The organism is Terriglobus saanensis SP1PR4 (assembly GCF_000179915.2).
Classification (GTDB): Bacteria; Acidobacteriota; Terriglobia; order Terriglobales; family Acidobacteriaceae; genus Terriglobus; species Terriglobus saanensis.
Genome location: NC_014963.1, coordinates 3,661,589 through 3,675,857, shown reverse-complemented (window position 1 = coordinate 3,675,857; position 14,269 = coordinate 3,661,589). Strand labels below are relative to the sequence as shown.

The following is a 14,269-nucleotide window of genomic DNA, read 5'->3' as shown; positions in this document are numbered from 1 at the left end:
ATCACTTCGTCCCTGCAGGCGCAATTGCACACTGCAGGGACGAAGTGCGGAGGAGGGAGGTCGTGCGGTTCGCTTCCTTACGCCATGCGTCGGCGGCCAGCGGCCAGCTCACGCACCTGGTTCAGGAAGATGGAGCGCTGAACCGGGTCCAACTGGCCGACAAACTGTGCAATTTCAGCTAGAAACGGATCGGCGGTGAGCACAGCCGTCTCACCCTGATGCCGGCTTTTGGCATCGCGGAGGAGGTCGGAGATGTCCACCTGGAGAGCGCGTGCGAGACGTTCGAGGGAACCGATCGTCGGCATGGCCTTTCCATTTTCAATCTTGGAGATATAGGTGCGTGGCACGCCCATGCGGCCGGCGAGCTGACGCTGGGAGAGATTGCGCACGAGCCGCAGATCGCGGACTGCGGACGCTACCTGGAGACCAGAGTCTTCGCGGGGTAGGGCTGTGGGGACGACAGCGAGGGTGACGGGCACGGGTGCCGGCTCTTCAACGTCAAGTGATTTGTGGCAGCGGCGGCAAAGGCTATCGATCCGACGAAACTGGACCAAAGCGCAATGATCGCAACGAAGTACTTCCCGCTGTTCGACGGGCGCCATCATGGTTGCCATATTGTGTAGTGCGGACAGGATGCCAGAGCAAGGCTCCTGTGTCGTATGTCCGATAAGAAACAGGCGACGTGCCTAGAATGACAACAGATTCCTTATGAGTCAAGGGGAATCTGGGTAGTTATCGGCAACACTGCCGAAAATAACCGGAGGGGAATCTAGAGAGTAACGAGTTTTAGTCTTGAGTTTTTTGATTGGGGTGTGGGCGCTGAGTGCTTATTGGTCTTTCAAGCTGCCGGAGGGGAGGGCTCTGACGCCAGCGGCTAGCCATTTTTCTTCCATGGTTGCGATGGTGGATTGGGAGATGCCGCGGGTGAGGTCTTCCAGAACGATGCACTCGAAACCCATGTGGACGCCGTCAAGAGCGGAGTGGCCAACGCAGTAATCCGATGCCAGGCCGCAGAGAAAAAGACGATGAAAACCGCGTTCGCGCAGATATCCCGCCAGACCGGTCGGGGTGGTGTGATCGTTTTCCAGGAAGGCGGAGTAAGAGTCGATCTGCGGGCGGGTGCCTTTGTTCAGGATGAGATCGAGGTTGGCAAGATGCAGGTCGCGGTGCAGTTCGGCTCCCAGAGTCATCTGGACGCAGTGGTCGGGCCAGAGAGATTGGGTGCCATAGGCGGCTTCCACAGTATCCGTAAACGGCTGCTTGCCGTGCGTAGAGGCAAAGGAGATGTGGCCGAGAGGATGCCAGTCGCGGGTGGCGATGACATGTTGGAACTTTTGTGAAAGGGCATTGATCGCGGGGATAATTTCGTCTCCGCCGGGGACGGCGAGTGCACCGCCGGGGGTGAAGTCTGTCTGGAGATCGATGACGAGAAGGACGTCTGTCGATTGGATCGTAAAGTCTGCCATGGGCGTTCAGGGTAGCATCTGGTGGAGAATGAACCGCGAGGATCTCGAACTGCACCATAGACTGAAGAGATGACAGAAGAGACCCGTTCCGTAAGCCCTGCAAAGTCGGTGGAAGTGCACGCGGAAGCCCGTGTGCGTGTGCGCTATGCGGAGACAGATCAGATGGGCGTGGTTTATCACGCAAATTACCTGGTCTGGTTTGAATTGGGACGCGTGGAGATTCTGCGCTCCCTCGGGCTGAGCTACAAGCAATTCGAAGCAGAGGGCTTCATGATCGCGGTGGTGGAAGCGACCGCGCGGTATAAGTCGCCCGCCCGCTACGATGACGAAATTGCTGTGCGGACCCGGATTTCAGCCTTGCGTGGATCGCTGATCAAGTTTGCCTATCGCATCGTGCGCGTCGAAGATGAAACTCTTCTTTGCGAGGGCGAAACCACACATATTGTGGTGGATAAGGCGATGACGAAAGCGACGTTGCCGGAACAGTACCAACTGGCATTTAAAGCCCTGATGGATGGTACCGCCACCAAATAACCCTTGAAGGTTACGGCGGATCAGCCAGCCTACATTGCGGGCGGATGATGAGGATCGATCGCGTCTGTCGCGGCTTTCGTCGTGTTGACGAGGTCGCGGAGTTCCTTGGATGGCTTGAAGAAAGGGACACGCTTTGCGGGGACGTCGACCCTCTCGCCGGTTTTGGGATTACGGCCGATGCGGGAGTTGCGCTGCCTCGTTCGGAAGCTGCCGAAGCCGCGAATCTCTACCTTATCGTCGGCCTTGAGCGCGCTGACGACACCTTCGAAGAGGGTTTCCACGATGATTTCGCCGTCACGCCGTGTGAGGTCGCCGAGATCCGTCACCTTGTCTACCAGATCAGCCTTGGTCATGGAATATGTCCTTTCGCGCCGCGTCGTACAGACTTATTTTAGACGGACGGCCCTTGAAGTGGGTCGCCCTGTTTTTCGTGTCGCATAAGAACGTTCCAATCCGGGGCCGGCTTATACAAAATGATTGGTTACTTCCACATGTAGTAGAAGCCGGGAGCCTGGTCGAGAAGCTTGGAAGGGTTAGGGAAAAGATTGTCCGCGTCTCCACTGATTAAGTTCGAGAGAAGGCCGTGTTTAATCTTTACCGGACGTTGAATGCCGGGTTCACCGGAGATGCCAGCATCGCGTGCGGTGTCCATCAGGGCTACGCGGAAACCGCCCTGCTTGTCGATCAGGTGGAGGCCAATGGCCTGCTGTCCGGTCCAGACCTGACCGGTCGCCAGCGGAAGGATCTTGTCGTCCGAAGTACCGCGGCCTGTGGCAACGTCATGGATAAACTGCCCGTGCATATTGTCGACAAGGGTTTGAAAATAGGCCTGATATGGAGTGACCGTGTCAACACCGCCAAATCTGTGGGTTTGTTTTTGTCGTTGTCGTTGCTTTCGTCCTTTCCCGAAGACAGAGCGAGCAGCAGTCGGGGCAGTTTTGAGCGACGATTGATCAGTCTGATATTCGCGGGTCGAAACCGCATAATCATGATCCGTCGGGAGCTGCCTCTGACTGTTATCGCGAGTCCGGTTGAGCCTGTCGCATAGGCCGAGCGAGGGTTCTCCTTCGTGCTTGCCCTGGCTGCTGCTGGCTCTGTGTTCGAGATGGATGTCAGCGTTCATTGAAAGTGTTCTTGTCTTTTTCCTTCTTAGGAGGTTTTTCTTTTGCGTTATTGTCAGGCTGCAACTTGCTGCCTGGAGACAGTCTCTGCTCTGGTTCCAATAGCCCAGATAAAGCCCAGCAGCTCTCGAGCTACAGCTGTGACGATCTTCCTCTGATCCTTGCCGGCCGCGCCCAGCTTCATATATCGCTTATGCAACCGGTGTTGCGCCTTCCACGCAATCTCCTTGGTCTCTTGTGAAATGGTCTCCTGTCGTCTGCGCAGACCGTACCAGATACCTGGTGGACGACGATAGCTCCATGCGGCTTCGACAACGATGCGTCGGAGGTGCGCGTTGCCGGTCTTCGTGATGCCTCCGCGTCTGGTTCGCTTGCCGCTGGAATCCTCGCTCGGTACAACGCCGCAGTAACCCATCAGCTGGCGAGCGCTCTCAAAGCGAGATACCTGGCCCAACTCGCTCGCAATGGTGACCGCCGAGATATCTGCAATACCGCGCAGTGCCTGTAGATCGTTGATGACTTGTTGCAGCGCCGGAGATGCCAGCTTCACCGCTTCCATGATGGCTTGCTCCAGTCGTGCGACCCGCTCCCGCATGTGCTCGACCTCGTGCAGATAATCCTGGCGCGTAGACTCTTGCGCGATCTGGGTGAAACGCAGCTGCGCGACCCAGATTAGATAGGGTCGTGTCCACGGCCTGACTCCGGTCGGTGGACGCTGACCGGAGCGCAGAAGGAACTTGCTCAAGCGATGCCGCGCTCGGGTCTGATCCTGCTTGGCTGCCTCGCGGGCTCGCACCAAATCGCGTAACGCTTCCGACCCCTCATCCGGAACCCACACCGCCGTCAGATCCCCGGACCGATAGCACCGTGCCAGCTTCTCAGCATCCCGCCGGTCCGTCTTCACTCGATCGCCAGCCTTGACTGGTACCAGCGTAGGTGCCACAACCTCGCACTCGACGCCCAGTTCCGCGAGCTGCCAGTACACGACGTAGCCCGTCGGCCCGGCTTCATAACAGGCTCTCAACTTGGCGGCCGGACCAAGCTTCTTGATCAACCTGCGGATAGACTCAGCACGGTTGGGAATCGTTCCCAGGCTCCGAACCTCACCTTCCGGCTCCGCGACCGCCACGGCGATCGTCTCAGCATGGACATCCAAACCTAGAAATCGTACCTTCTCCTTCATGACCGGCTTCCTTCCGCTTGTGGCTCTGAACTGCGCGCCCTTCGACGCTCACAGCTTAACCCACGGTCGGCGCATCGGCGCCGGTCACTCCATACTGACTGTTCTTTGGGCGTGAGGTCACGGGTCGGGTCGCCTGCGTCCTTGAGTTCTCCGGCTTTAAGGGTCACGTTCTTCAGCTTGGCCCAGCGAAGAAGCTCGCCATAGTTGGTCCACTCCATAATGACTCCGATAGAACCGACGACGGAGGCGTCGTTGGCATAGATCCTGTCGCATCCCGAGGCGATGTAATACGCGCCGGAGGCGCCTACGCTTTCAATGGAGGCGATGATTTTCTTGTGGCTTTCCTTGCGAATGCGTACGACTTCGTTGAAGAGTTCCTGTGATGCCGCTGCGCCGCCGCCGGGCGAGTTGATGTGGAGGATGATCGCCTTTACATCGCTGTCCGCCGCCATCTTACGCATTTGCTGCGAAAGGGTGTCCGCGGTCAGGATGACGCCTGTAACCTCGATGACACCGATTTTCTTCGAGGAGGTCGCAATTCCGTTTTCTTCAGAATCGTCCGCCTTGAGCGATTGCATCGTGCTCCATACCGTGCCCGCGATCAGCAGGGCGAGCATCAGCAGCGACCCGCCGATGATCAGGAGCCAGAAGCCCGCCGAACGCCTGCGGGGTGGAGGCGCGGGGGCATAGGCGAATGCGGTGGAGGGGATGGGAGGCGGTGGGGGAACGGTTTCTTCCGGCATGTTAGGTGGAGTTTACACCCGATTTTCAGGGAATAATCGAATGCGTCTAATTCCTTTTGGCTGTCGTCCAATGGATGACGTATGATTATGGTCTTTGACTGAACTTATCCCCTCCAGAAGTAGCTTGGCGTGGTGGTGCTTCAGGAAAAGGGGACGTTCAGGTCGATCTCATGTCACATCCGCATATCAGCATTATTATTCCGGCCTTCAACGAAAGCGCTCGCATCGAGCGGACGCTTGAGCGCGTTCTGGAGTGCGTCGAGACGAGTGGCTGGGACGCCGAAGTGACCGTGGTCGACGACGGATCAACCGATGACACTGTCGCCATCGTGCATCGTTGGATGGAGCGTTCGAACTGTCTGAGCCTTCTACGGAACCCGGGAAACAAGGGCAAAGGGTACTCCGTACGCAATGGCCTTCTGCAAGCTACGGGCGATATCGTCATGTTTACCGACGCGGACCTTTCTGCACCGATCGAAGAGGCTGCGCGCCTGTTTGCAGCAATCGATCAGGGAGCGGACGTTGCGATTGGATCGCGCTGGCTAGATCGCGACCGCCAGACGCGGCATCAGCCGCTCTACCGTCGCTTTTTTGGCCGCTGCTTCAATGCACTTACCCGCATGGTGATGGGTCTACCCTTCGCTGACACCCAATGTGGCTTCAAAGCGTTTCGTCGGTCTGCGGCGCAGGTGATCTTCAGACTGCAGAGGATCGAGCGCTGGGGCTTCGATCCGGAGATCCTGTTCATCGCGCGCAAGCTGGGCTACGGAGTTAAGGAAGTTCCGGTTACCTGGGGACATGATGAGCGCAGCAAGATGAGTTATCTCAAGGACGGCGCGAAGATGTTGGAGGAGATGGCCATCATCCGGTCGAACTCCGTTGCGGGTCGCTACGATCGCGATATCGCCGCGATGAAGGACACGTCGAAGATGGTAACTCCGCCGGTTCATATGCACAGCTCAGTACGCGATTAGGCTGACCTAAAACCTATCGTTGCACGGGAATATACGGCTCAGCCTGCATCAGGTTGGAGAGCGTGCTGCGCTCCTCCTCGTTGAACTGCGAGCGGTAAGCCGGTGAGTTCAGCACTGCGCCGCGCTGCTCGGGCGGCAACCCCTTCAATTCACGAAAAGATCTGGCTACGGCGCGACGACGGTCGAGAGGAAGTCCACCGAGCTGCTGCAAGGCACCCCGTACCTGCTGGCGTTGCTGCGGCGAAAGGCGTTCCATCTGCTCATTGCGGTCGATCATGCGCTGCCGCTGCTCTGGAGGCATCTGATTCAGAGTTTGCAGCCGGTTCATCAAGCGCTGTTGTGTCTCAAGAGGAAGCTGACGGAAACCGGGTTCTGCCCGCAGGGCCTGCTGTTGCTGTTGGGGGTTGAGTTGGCTGCGCTGCTGCATCCATTCGGTGAAATGCTGTTGCTGCGGCCTCGGACCTATGGCGGAGCGGGGTACCTGTCGCGAGGGCGGAGTCCCCTGAACATGCGGTTGCGGCGGCCGATTCTGGGCGAGCAGGAAGGAAGAAGAAAGCCCCATCGCCAGGAAGAAGACAAGCGCGCGCCTCTTGCCAGAATTCTTCTGGTAGGGGGGAGGCGTACGCATTGTCTGCAGCCTGGTCATGATTTCTTTCCCGAGAATAAGCAAAACTCTGCTCATTCCGTTAGATTTTCCTTTTTGAAGCATGGCTCGGTTAGCTGGCGGAGTCGTTGCCGTCATCCGTGGAATTGTCATCGACAAGCTGGTCGATCTGCTGCAGGGCGGTTGCATCGGTATCGAGCAGCTGAAGGTCCTGAACCGTGGCTGAAGCCTGCACGGATGGATGCAGATGGACAAAGCTGGCGTACCCGCCACCTCCGACCGCAAGCATTATTGCCATGGCGCCTGCCATGATCGGGCGAAGCTGCAGATTGGAGGTGAAGAGAAAACGGGAGCGCAGCCGGGCGAAGAATCCCTCCGGCTGTGCCTGTTGGGCTTCGCGCAGACGTGCTGCCAGCTTTCCATCGAACCACGGCGAAATTTCAGGTGCGGTCCAGTCGCTCATGGCAGCGAAGGTGGCACGCATTCCGTTCAACTCGGTGAGACACTCCGGGCAACCGGCGATATGACGTGCCGCTGCGTGATCGGCCAAGGGGGCTCCGTTCGGCCCCGAGGGGGCGTCGATCAGATCCAGGATTTCGGTTTCGTACTTCTTGCAGTCCATGTTCAGCTCCTGCACCTGTTTCCCCGTAGTGCGACGGCAGCAATGATCCAAAAGTTTTCAAAATTACGTTCTACTAACTACTTAAACCCGAAGTTCTAGACAAAGTCTTTCAACGTCTCGCGCAGAGTCTGGTAGGCGCGGAAAAGGAGGGACTTTGTGGCAGATTCGCTTAGTTTCAATACTTCGCCAATTTGTTTGTAATCCATCTCTTCGTACTTGTGCATTAAGACCGCCATGCGCTGGCGCTCCGGAAGGGCCATAACGTGCTGGCGGATCGCCTTCATACGTTCCTGCCGTAGCATATTGGTTTCAGCCGAAATATGCTGGTCGGCCACATCGGGTGTCGTGCCTGTCTCGGAATCCGGCTCATCCAGGTGAATCGTCTGGGCCGTGCGCTCGTTCTTCGTGTCGCGCGCATGGTTGACGGCCAGATTGGTGGCAATACGGTAAAGCCATGTACTGAAACGAGCCTCAGCGCGATACGTTTCACGTGACCGATAGACCCGAAGAAAGACCTCCTGCGCCATCTCTTCCGCAACGGCCTGGTTGTGAACCATGCGATACATAAAATGGACGATCTGGCGGCGGTATTTATTGATCAGAAAATCGAAGCATTCCATCTCACCCGCGGCGAGACGGAGCATCATGGCCGCGTCGTCAGTTTCCGCGATGGGATTGTGCGCAGGGACGGCTTTCGCTTCCAGTTCCTCGTGTCCCAGAATGCCCGGATTGAGCGCCAGCGATGCCATATCCTCTGGAACACCGTCGTCCTCATTTTGTTGCGAAATTTCACCCTCTTCGGCTAATTCCGCGTTCGGAACGGCCTCTTCCCCTTCCTTGCCGGGAAGCGGCGCGGTCTCTTGGCCGGGTTGGAGGGGTTTCTTAGGCACTGGCGTTCGATTGTACTTCGGGTAGGACGCAGTTTATGGCCTACAGGCTTCCTCCGCCGCCGGATGCAGTGAGGCGATGGTATGCTGAAAGCAGGGTAGCCCTTCGAGAATACCTGCCGGAGACGGTCATCGTCCGGGCGCATAACTCAGCGGTAGAGTGCCACCTTCACACGGTGGAAGTCGTAGGTTCGAATCCTGCTGTGCCCACCAATCCTTTCAACAACTTAGGCGGTATGACGGTCGAAGCATTTGCGGCTTTTTGTGGCATTTCGTCAGTAGACTGATTTTCTCCTCCCTTCATCAGCATTGCGTACACCGATCCGACCATCTCCTGCACACTCTCCGGAAGCTCCTGCATGTACTCGTGAGCCGTCGTGTCGGGCCTCGAATGCCGCAGATGCGCCTGGATGTCTTTCACCGATCCCATCTTCTGCGCCTGCGTCGCCATCGTCCGGCGCATGACCTGAAAGTTGAGTTTCGGAATGCCCAGCGACTCCGCCAGCGGCTTCAGAACACGGAAGCGGTAGTTGTCCGCATCCATGAATCCACCGTCGGCATTCTGGAAGATGAATTCCTCCGGAGACGCCTTGCGATGTTCCGGCTTCGTGCAATTCCCGTTCTTGCAGGAGGCCTTCTTGCACTCCATCTTCCAGCGCAACAGCTCATCTGCCAGACCATCCGGTAGGTGAACTTTGGTGAGGCTGCCTGGTGTCTTCCCGAACGGTCGGAGCGTTCTGCGATAGACAGTCTCGGTCAGGGTTAGCGTGTTCTGGTCATCGAAGGATCTCCACCTGAGCGCAAACAACTCACTCGGGCGAAGCGCCTCCGTCATATCGAGCATGAGGAGCAGACGATCTCGCCTGCCTGCATTGGCCAGGATCAGCCAAAGCTGCTCCCAGTTCAGTACCTGCTTGTCCTTGGGCCGGAGGTTCTTCGGAATCCGAAGCTTCCGGCTTGGATCTTTTGTCAGGTACTCCTGCTCGATGGCTTCATCGAAGATGGACTTCAGGTACGACCTCGCTTGCTTCACACGATCCTGCGAGTACCGCTCCGCAAGACTGTTCAGGTGCGTCTGCATCATGAACTTGTCGAACGAGTCGAGCGGATACGCTCCGAATCGATTTACGAGGTCGAGCTGAATCTGCGACATCTTCTCTTTCGCCGTTTCAGGTCGCCAATCTCCCTTTCGAAGCGGAAAGTAGCGATTGAGCACAAACCATGCGAAGGTGACGGAACTGTCCTTGAGGACCCGGCCTCCGAGGTTCTGACCAGTACGTTTGGTGACTTCGGCTCGTAACGCTTCCCGCGCCTGGAGCTTTGTCATTTTGGTTTTGAGGGCGAGCTTGACGCAGACTTTCTTGACTCGCTCCTCGCCTGTATCAGGATCAAGGACCATCTGGCGGAAGTAACCAAACCACTGCTTTCCGCGCAGTGAGACCCAGCCTGTTTGGTGCGATTTACCCATGATTCCTCTGTTTCCGCGGGGAGACAGTGGGCACTCTTATTTTACCGAGAGTGCTCAGCCTGTGCGCCTGCGCAGTTTGCCGATTTGCTCGTGTTCGGTGATGAATAGCTCAATACCGCTGGCGCGGTATCGCAACGCTCCATCGCCCATCCGGATGACGGGAAGAAGAGGTTTTTTGCGGGAGGAGTGATCCCATACCCAATCGGTGCTGACGTTCAATCGCCGTGCCACATCCTCTGCTGTGAGGAGTGGTTCGACTGGAATCCATCGGGTAGGAGGCTTTCGCGGCGGCGCGGTTGAGTCTGAGACAGAGTTGGCCAAATGAAGATCACGGTTTTCCATCGACACCTCGCATGTGCGTCACATCGAGAGTGCGGCGAGGCGGCACTGGAGTCCAATACTTCTCATCAATACCAATCAAAGTTCCATGCATACCAGGCGCGTAGAGGTAGGAACCTAGTGGTTCCTAGCAACCTCAATGAGTTTCCAGTAACCAAAACGAAACTAATTGACGTATCTGGTTCCTAGTTGAACGATTAGAGGTGCAACATCGACTCTCGTCCCCCGAGGAAGATGTGGAGTCTTGACGTCACTGCCAGCGGAGTACCTGGGCTATGTCAGACATTGTCGAGTTTCGCCATCTGGAATATCTGGTTGCGATTGCCGAGCGCAAGAACTTCAGCAGAGCAGCCGAGCATGTACTGCGCTCCCAACCTGCCGTCAGCCACCAAATCAAAGCTCTTGAGGATGACATTGGATATCCGCTTCTTGTTCGTAAAGGACGCGATGGAGTCTATCCCACGCCTGCGGGAGAGTTCATACTTGTGTGGGCCAGGATCGTCCTTGCCGGAAGGAAAGAAACATTCCGCATGGCCAGAGCCATCCATGACGGAACGGTTCCACCGCTTCATCTGGGCTTCTCATCTTTTGTGAATGGATTCCTTCTCGACAACTTTCGTGTTGCATATCAGGGGATGTTTCCAGAATGTGAGATCCATTTATTCAGCGGGAATACAAAGCATATTTTGGAGCGACTCGAAAGCGGCGCGCTCGATTGTGCGCTCCTTCCAATGCCTATCGACAAAGATGTGTGGCGTGCCCGTCAGGTCGCACGCTCACCACTCGTCATCTGCATGTGCGCAGACGATCCCCTCAGCAATCAAGCCCTAGTAGATATTCGCGAAGCTGCGCCACGCCTCAAGGTGTTCCGTGATCCAGAATTGCATCCCGCAGCGCATGCTCGGCTTTTGGAGATGTTTTCTGAGTTGGGCGTGCCCCTGCATCTTGCCAGCTTTGCGGCGACACCGGCAGACATTCAACTGATGGTGAAGCAGGGCTACGGACTCGCATTGATCGACCAGCTCTGGCCTCTCGACGCAGGTCTGATTACGAGGCCCTTAACGGGCCTAAACTGGACGGCTGACACTGCGTTCGTTACGACGAAGAACCCGAGCCACATGGCTTTGATGTTCATCGAGAAATACCTGGATGAACACGATCTCGGGAGCACGCGTAAACAGCCGCAACCGGCGGCGCTCCGCAGTCCTCATCAACTAGAACTCATCCGTCGATGAGCGATCTATAAATCGAACTTTGAGCACTATAGAAATTACGTCTTGGACTTCGCGAATCTCCTGACCTTACCTTTCGTGACATGGCGAAGCAGAACCGCCATCAGGAGATTACCTATGTCACTGAATTCGTATCGTCGTAGCTCGCTTACGCGGGGTTTCCTCCAAGTTGGGCGCACGCTTCTGCCTGCGCTCTTCACCCTCGCTTGTGCCGGAGTTGCCCACGCCCAGGGAACGATGGACTTCTCTGGCGCAACAACGCTCATGACAACCTTCAAAACTTTTGCCATGTACGCTGGTGCCGTTATCTGTCTGGGCGGGCTCATTTTTGCGGGCATTCGCATGATGAGTGGGCGATTTCAAGATGCCATTCCAGGACTCTTCGGTGCGCTGTTTGGCGCTGGAGTTCTCGGCTGGGGAGCCGGTTGGATCGGCTCGCTGACCGGGCAGTCGATGTAGGAGGTACATCGGATATGACTCGGCGAGGAGAACCGCAGGCAATCAATCAAGCGCTGAATCGACCGAGAGCCAAGCTTGGTCTCGATCTTACGGCATGGATGGCGATCGTATTCGTCTGCGTTGCGGTTTTCCTCGTTGGGTTCCGACTTCTGGCGATGATGGCGTTCCCAACGCTGGCCTTTGGCGCGTGGCTCATCATCCGTAAACACCCAAAGATGTTTCAGCTCTGGGGCCTGAGCCTCAACCAGCGGAGCTACTATGACCCGCGCAAGCACTGAGCAAGCAAAATACGTTCCGTGGTTCGCCAAGGCGGGCGCGGCGTGCAGCATCGTCCCGATTGCGCGCTTTGTCAGCGACCACATCTTTGCGCTGAAGGGCGGCGGCTATGGATGCCTCTTTGCGCTCTCCGGTGTGGACGAAGAGGGCCTGACCGACCAAGAGCTTGAGTCGCAACTTCGCATGATCGAAGGCGCACTGCGTGGGCTGCCGGAAGGCGGCTGTCTCTACCAGTACGCGCGCGTTCGCTCTGGGTACGATCTACCCCGTCAGCAGAGTTACAGCAATCCGGTTACGCACGGGTTTGTACGTGACCGACTTGAGTTTCTGCAGCAGACCGCGGCCTTCCGCCGAATTGACTTGCGTTGGTGCCTTACGTTGGAACCATCCAAGGTCGAAGCCTTCGACCGCAGGCCGCCGGAGAACGCCGTCGCAACGTCGCGGATGCTGGCAGAGCTTGAGAAGACAGCCACCTTGCTTGCCGGAAATCTCGGCAGCACCATAGGGCTTAGCCTGTTGGACAAGCAGGCTGCGTTTCAGTTCTTCAGCTATCTGTTCAACCTTCAGGACTGGGCGGAATGGGGACAACTCCGCAGCGACACCGGCGTGGACCGTCAGATCGTGCAGAACCCCGTGTCGTGGGAGAGCGATCATCTGCGCATCGGCAGGCGATACGTGCAGATGTATTCGCTGAAGACGACGCCGGAGGCATCGCGTCCCTGTCTCTTCGCGGACCTGCTCAAGCTCGACTGTGACAGCATCCTGTGCTCGACGTGGCGGCCTAAGTCAACGGCGACGGCACGGCATGAGATCGACCAGCAAGAGAAGTTCATCTCGTTCTTCAAAGTTGGTGTGCTCTCCCGCGTCATGGCGGGCAAGGATACGGCATCGCTTGATACCGGAGCTGGCGCGAAAGCCGCCAATAATGCCGTCGATGACCTCGGCGACGTGATTCGCGAGCTCGATAAGAAATCCCAGGGCGAATACTCCCTCCGCTTGCTTGTCGCCGCACGTAACGTCGCTGAGTTGCACTCGCTATCTCCCGCTGTGCATCGCGTCTTCGTAGAAGCACGCGCACAGATCATGGAAGAGACGTTGGGAAACCTCTCCGCGTTCTACGCGATGTTCCCCGGCAATGGGAAGTTCAATGTCTTTCCGATGTGGATGGCGGAAGACCACCACGCGCGGCTGTCCTCTATCTTCGCCCCGAACCTCGGTCACCCCTATTCCGATGACCTTGATGCGGAGTATCTGAACGTCTTCGAGACTCGGACGGGAACACCTTTCTTTCAGGATGCCTATGTGGATGGCGTGCGGGTGCAGCTCATCCTCGGGCCTACGGCCAGCGGTAAGTCCATGACCGGGAATGCCACCATCGCGCATGAGCAGAAATACGGCGGATTTACCTATATCTTCGACATCGGCGGCAGCTATGAAAGCGTCGTCGAACTATACGGTGGCCGCGTAGACCGCATTGGCAAAGACGGCCCGCGCGCGAACCCGTTCACGCTCGAACCAACGGAGAGCAACATCCAGTTCCTCTATAGCTTCATCAAGCTGCTGCTCACCAACGGCGGCGCGGAGCTGGAGCCAGAAGATGATGACGTGATCCACAAGGCGGTTCAGGATATGTACCTGCTCGATCCCGCGAACCGCCGCCTTTCCAATCTTTACCTGCCCAAGAAGCTCGACCGATATCTGTCGAAGTGGGTTGGCCGAGGAGTCTATAGCGCGATCTTCGACAATGTGGAGGACAGCCTCTCGTTGTCTCGTGTGCAGTGCTTCGACTTCCAGGGTGTGAACAACGCTCAGTATGCCGACCTGATTGAGCCTCTAATGGTGTGGCTGCTGCGACGCATCAACGATGTGCTCTACAACCCGGCCAATCTGGGTGTCCCCAAGCACATCCTTATCGAGGAGGTCTTCTCTTCGATGAAGAACAAGCAGCTCTTGGACGCTGCTTTGGCTTCGATCAAGACCGTCCGCAAGAACCTTGGCGGAGTAACCATGATCGGCCAGTCCGCCGAAGATCTCGGGGCGAACGCTGACAGCATCGTGAATTCCTGCACCTCGTTCCTGTTCCTGCGCGATGCCACGTTCAATCGAAAGCGGTACGTCGAGCTGTTCAAGATGAACGAGCAGCAGCTCGCTCTCTTCGAGAGCTTGCAGGACCGGGAAGCGCTGTACATCCGCCGCGACGGCCTGACCAAAGTTGTGCGGCTGAATCTGGACAACCGTAGCTATGCAGCCTTCTCCACCAAGCCGAAAGACCGGGTTCGTCGCTCCAAGCTCATTGCCAAGTACGGACTCACCGAGGGCATAGATCGTTTTGCCCAGGGTGATACCGAGTAACCGCAGAAA

The 14,269-nt window shown here is 57.1% G+C and carries 17 protein-coding genes and 1 tRNA gene; 7 read left to right on the top strand and 11 right to left on the bottom strand.

What is annotated here, in order from left to right:
- Window positions 1-77: 77 nt before the first annotated feature.
- Both ACIPR4_RS14775 and pncA read right to left on the bottom strand, forming a co-directional pair.
- Window positions 78-479 (bottom strand): helix-turn-helix domain-containing protein, encoded by a 402-nt coding sequence (locus tag ACIPR4_RS14775; RefSeq protein ID WP_245536357.1) that lies wholly within the window; start codon window positions 477-479, stop codon window positions 78-80.
- A gap of 348 nt (window positions 480-827) precedes the next feature.
- The gene (pncA, locus tag ACIPR4_RS14770; RefSeq protein WP_013569461.1) at window positions 828-1,466 is read right to left on the bottom strand and encodes a bifunctional nicotinamidase/pyrazinamidase; all 639 of its coding nucleotides are present in this window, start codon (window positions 1,464-1,466) and stop codon (window positions 828-830) included.
- Window positions 1,467-1,535: 69 nt separating this feature from the next.
- Between pncA and ACIPR4_RS14765 the strand changes: the two genes are divergently transcribed.
- A complete protein-coding gene (locus ACIPR4_RS14765; protein ID WP_013569460.1) occupies window positions 1,536-2,000 on the top strand; it encodes an acyl-CoA thioesterase in 465 nt (154 codons plus the stop codon).
- Between the two features lie 29 nt (window positions 2,001-2,029).
- Here the strand turns inward: ACIPR4_RS14765 and ACIPR4_RS14760 are convergent, their stop codons facing one another.
- The 4 genes from ACIPR4_RS14760 to ACIPR4_RS14745 all read right to left on the bottom strand — a co-directional run bounded on the left by ACIPR4_RS14760 (window position 2,030) and on the right by ACIPR4_RS14745 (window position 5,047).
- On the bottom strand, window positions 2,030-2,353 hold the full coding sequence (locus ACIPR4_RS14760; RefSeq protein ID WP_013569459.1) for an HU family DNA-binding protein: 324 nt from the start codon (window positions 2,351-2,353) through the stop codon (window positions 2,030-2,032).
- 128 nt (window positions 2,354-2,481) lie between these two features.
- Window positions 2,482-3,123, bottom strand: coding sequence for a S49 family peptidase (locus tag ACIPR4_RS21795; RefSeq protein WP_013569458.1), 642 nt, complete (start codon window positions 3,121-3,123; stop codon window positions 2,482-2,484).
- 53 nt (window positions 3,124-3,176) lie between these two features.
- Window positions 3,177-4,304, bottom strand: coding sequence for an IS110 family RNA-guided transposase (locus ACIPR4_RS14750; protein WP_013567006.1), 1,128 nt, complete (start codon window positions 4,302-4,304; stop codon window positions 3,177-3,179).
- The gene (locus ACIPR4_RS14745; protein WP_013569457.1) at window positions 4,301-5,047 is read right to left on the bottom strand and encodes a S49 family peptidase; all 747 of its coding nucleotides are present in this window, start codon (window positions 5,045-5,047) and stop codon (window positions 4,301-4,303) included. Before ACIPR4_RS14745 ends, ACIPR4_RS14750 begins: the two co-directional genes overlap by 4 nt.
- Before the next feature lie 170 nt (window positions 5,048-5,217).
- On the opposite strand from ACIPR4_RS14745, the gene ACIPR4_RS14740 reads away from it, so the two are divergent.
- Window positions 5,218-6,021 carry a dolichyl-phosphate beta-glucosyltransferase gene (locus tag ACIPR4_RS14740; protein ID WP_013569456.1) on the top strand — a complete coding sequence of 268 codons (804 nt, stop codon included), beginning with the start codon at window positions 5,218-5,220 and terminating at the stop codon, window positions 6,019-6,021.
- Between the two features lie 13 nt (window positions 6,022-6,034).
- Here ACIPR4_RS14740 and ACIPR4_RS21790 read toward each other — a convergent pair whose 3' ends face one another.
- From ACIPR4_RS21790 to ACIPR4_RS14725, 3 genes are all read right to left on the bottom strand, one after another.
- Window positions 6,035-6,667, bottom strand: coding sequence for a DUF3106 domain-containing protein (locus ACIPR4_RS21790; protein ID WP_187290192.1), 633 nt, complete (start codon window positions 6,665-6,667; stop codon window positions 6,035-6,037).
- A gap of 70 nt (window positions 6,668-6,737) precedes the next feature.
- Entirely contained in the window at window positions 6,738-7,247 is a 510-nt protein-coding gene (locus ACIPR4_RS14730; RefSeq protein ID WP_013569454.1) for an anti-sigma factor, read from the bottom strand.
- A gap of 95 nt (window positions 7,248-7,342) precedes the next feature.
- Entirely contained in the window at window positions 7,343-8,137 is a 795-nt protein-coding gene (locus ACIPR4_RS14725) for an RNA polymerase sigma factor (protein WP_013569453.1), read from the bottom strand.
- Between the two features lie 135 nt (window positions 8,138-8,272).
- On the opposite strand from ACIPR4_RS14725, the gene ACIPR4_RS14720 reads away from it, so the two are divergent.
- Window positions 8,273-8,347, top strand: a tRNA-Val gene (locus ACIPR4_RS14720).
- Here ACIPR4_RS14720 and ACIPR4_RS23550 read toward each other — a convergent pair.
- Window positions 8,304-9,461: a tyrosine-type recombinase/integrase gene (locus tag ACIPR4_RS23550; RefSeq protein WP_425358322.1), complete on the bottom strand. Its 1,158-nt coding sequence runs from the start codon at window positions 9,459-9,461 to the stop codon at window positions 8,304-8,306. The genes ACIPR4_RS14720 and ACIPR4_RS23550 overlap by 44 nt on opposite strands.
- 195 nt (window positions 9,462-9,656) lie before the next feature.
- Window positions 9,657-9,833, bottom strand: a complete 177-nt coding sequence (locus ACIPR4_RS22780) for a hypothetical protein (protein ID WP_187290191.1) — start codon at window positions 9,831-9,833, stop codon at window positions 9,657-9,659.
- 383 nt (window positions 9,834-10,216) lie between these two features.
- Between ACIPR4_RS22780 and ACIPR4_RS14700 the strand changes: the two genes are divergently transcribed.
- The 4 genes from ACIPR4_RS14700 (at window position 10,217) to ACIPR4_RS14685 (ending at window position 14,260) form a co-directional block, all read left to right on the top strand.
- Window positions 10,217-11,176, top strand: a complete 960-nt coding sequence (locus ACIPR4_RS14700) for a LysR family transcriptional regulator (RefSeq protein WP_013569450.1) — start codon at window positions 10,217-10,219, stop codon at window positions 11,174-11,176.
- A gap of 114 nt (window positions 11,177-11,290) precedes the next feature.
- On the top strand, window positions 11,291-11,632 hold the full coding sequence (locus ACIPR4_RS14695) for a hypothetical protein (protein WP_013569449.1): 342 nt from the start codon (window positions 11,291-11,293) through the stop codon (window positions 11,630-11,632).
- Window positions 11,633-11,646: 14 nt separating this feature from the next.
- Window positions 11,647-11,910 (top strand): VirB3 family type IV secretion system protein, encoded by a 264-nt coding sequence (locus ACIPR4_RS14690; protein WP_013569448.1) that lies wholly within the window; start codon window positions 11,647-11,649, stop codon window positions 11,908-11,910.
- A complete protein-coding gene (locus tag ACIPR4_RS14685) occupies window positions 11,891-14,260 on the top strand; it encodes a VirB4 family type IV secretion system protein (protein ID WP_013569447.1) in 2,370 nt (789 codons plus the stop codon). Before ACIPR4_RS14690 ends, ACIPR4_RS14685 begins: the two co-directional genes overlap by 20 nt.
- The last annotated feature ends 9 nt before the right edge of the window (window positions 14,261-14,269 follow it).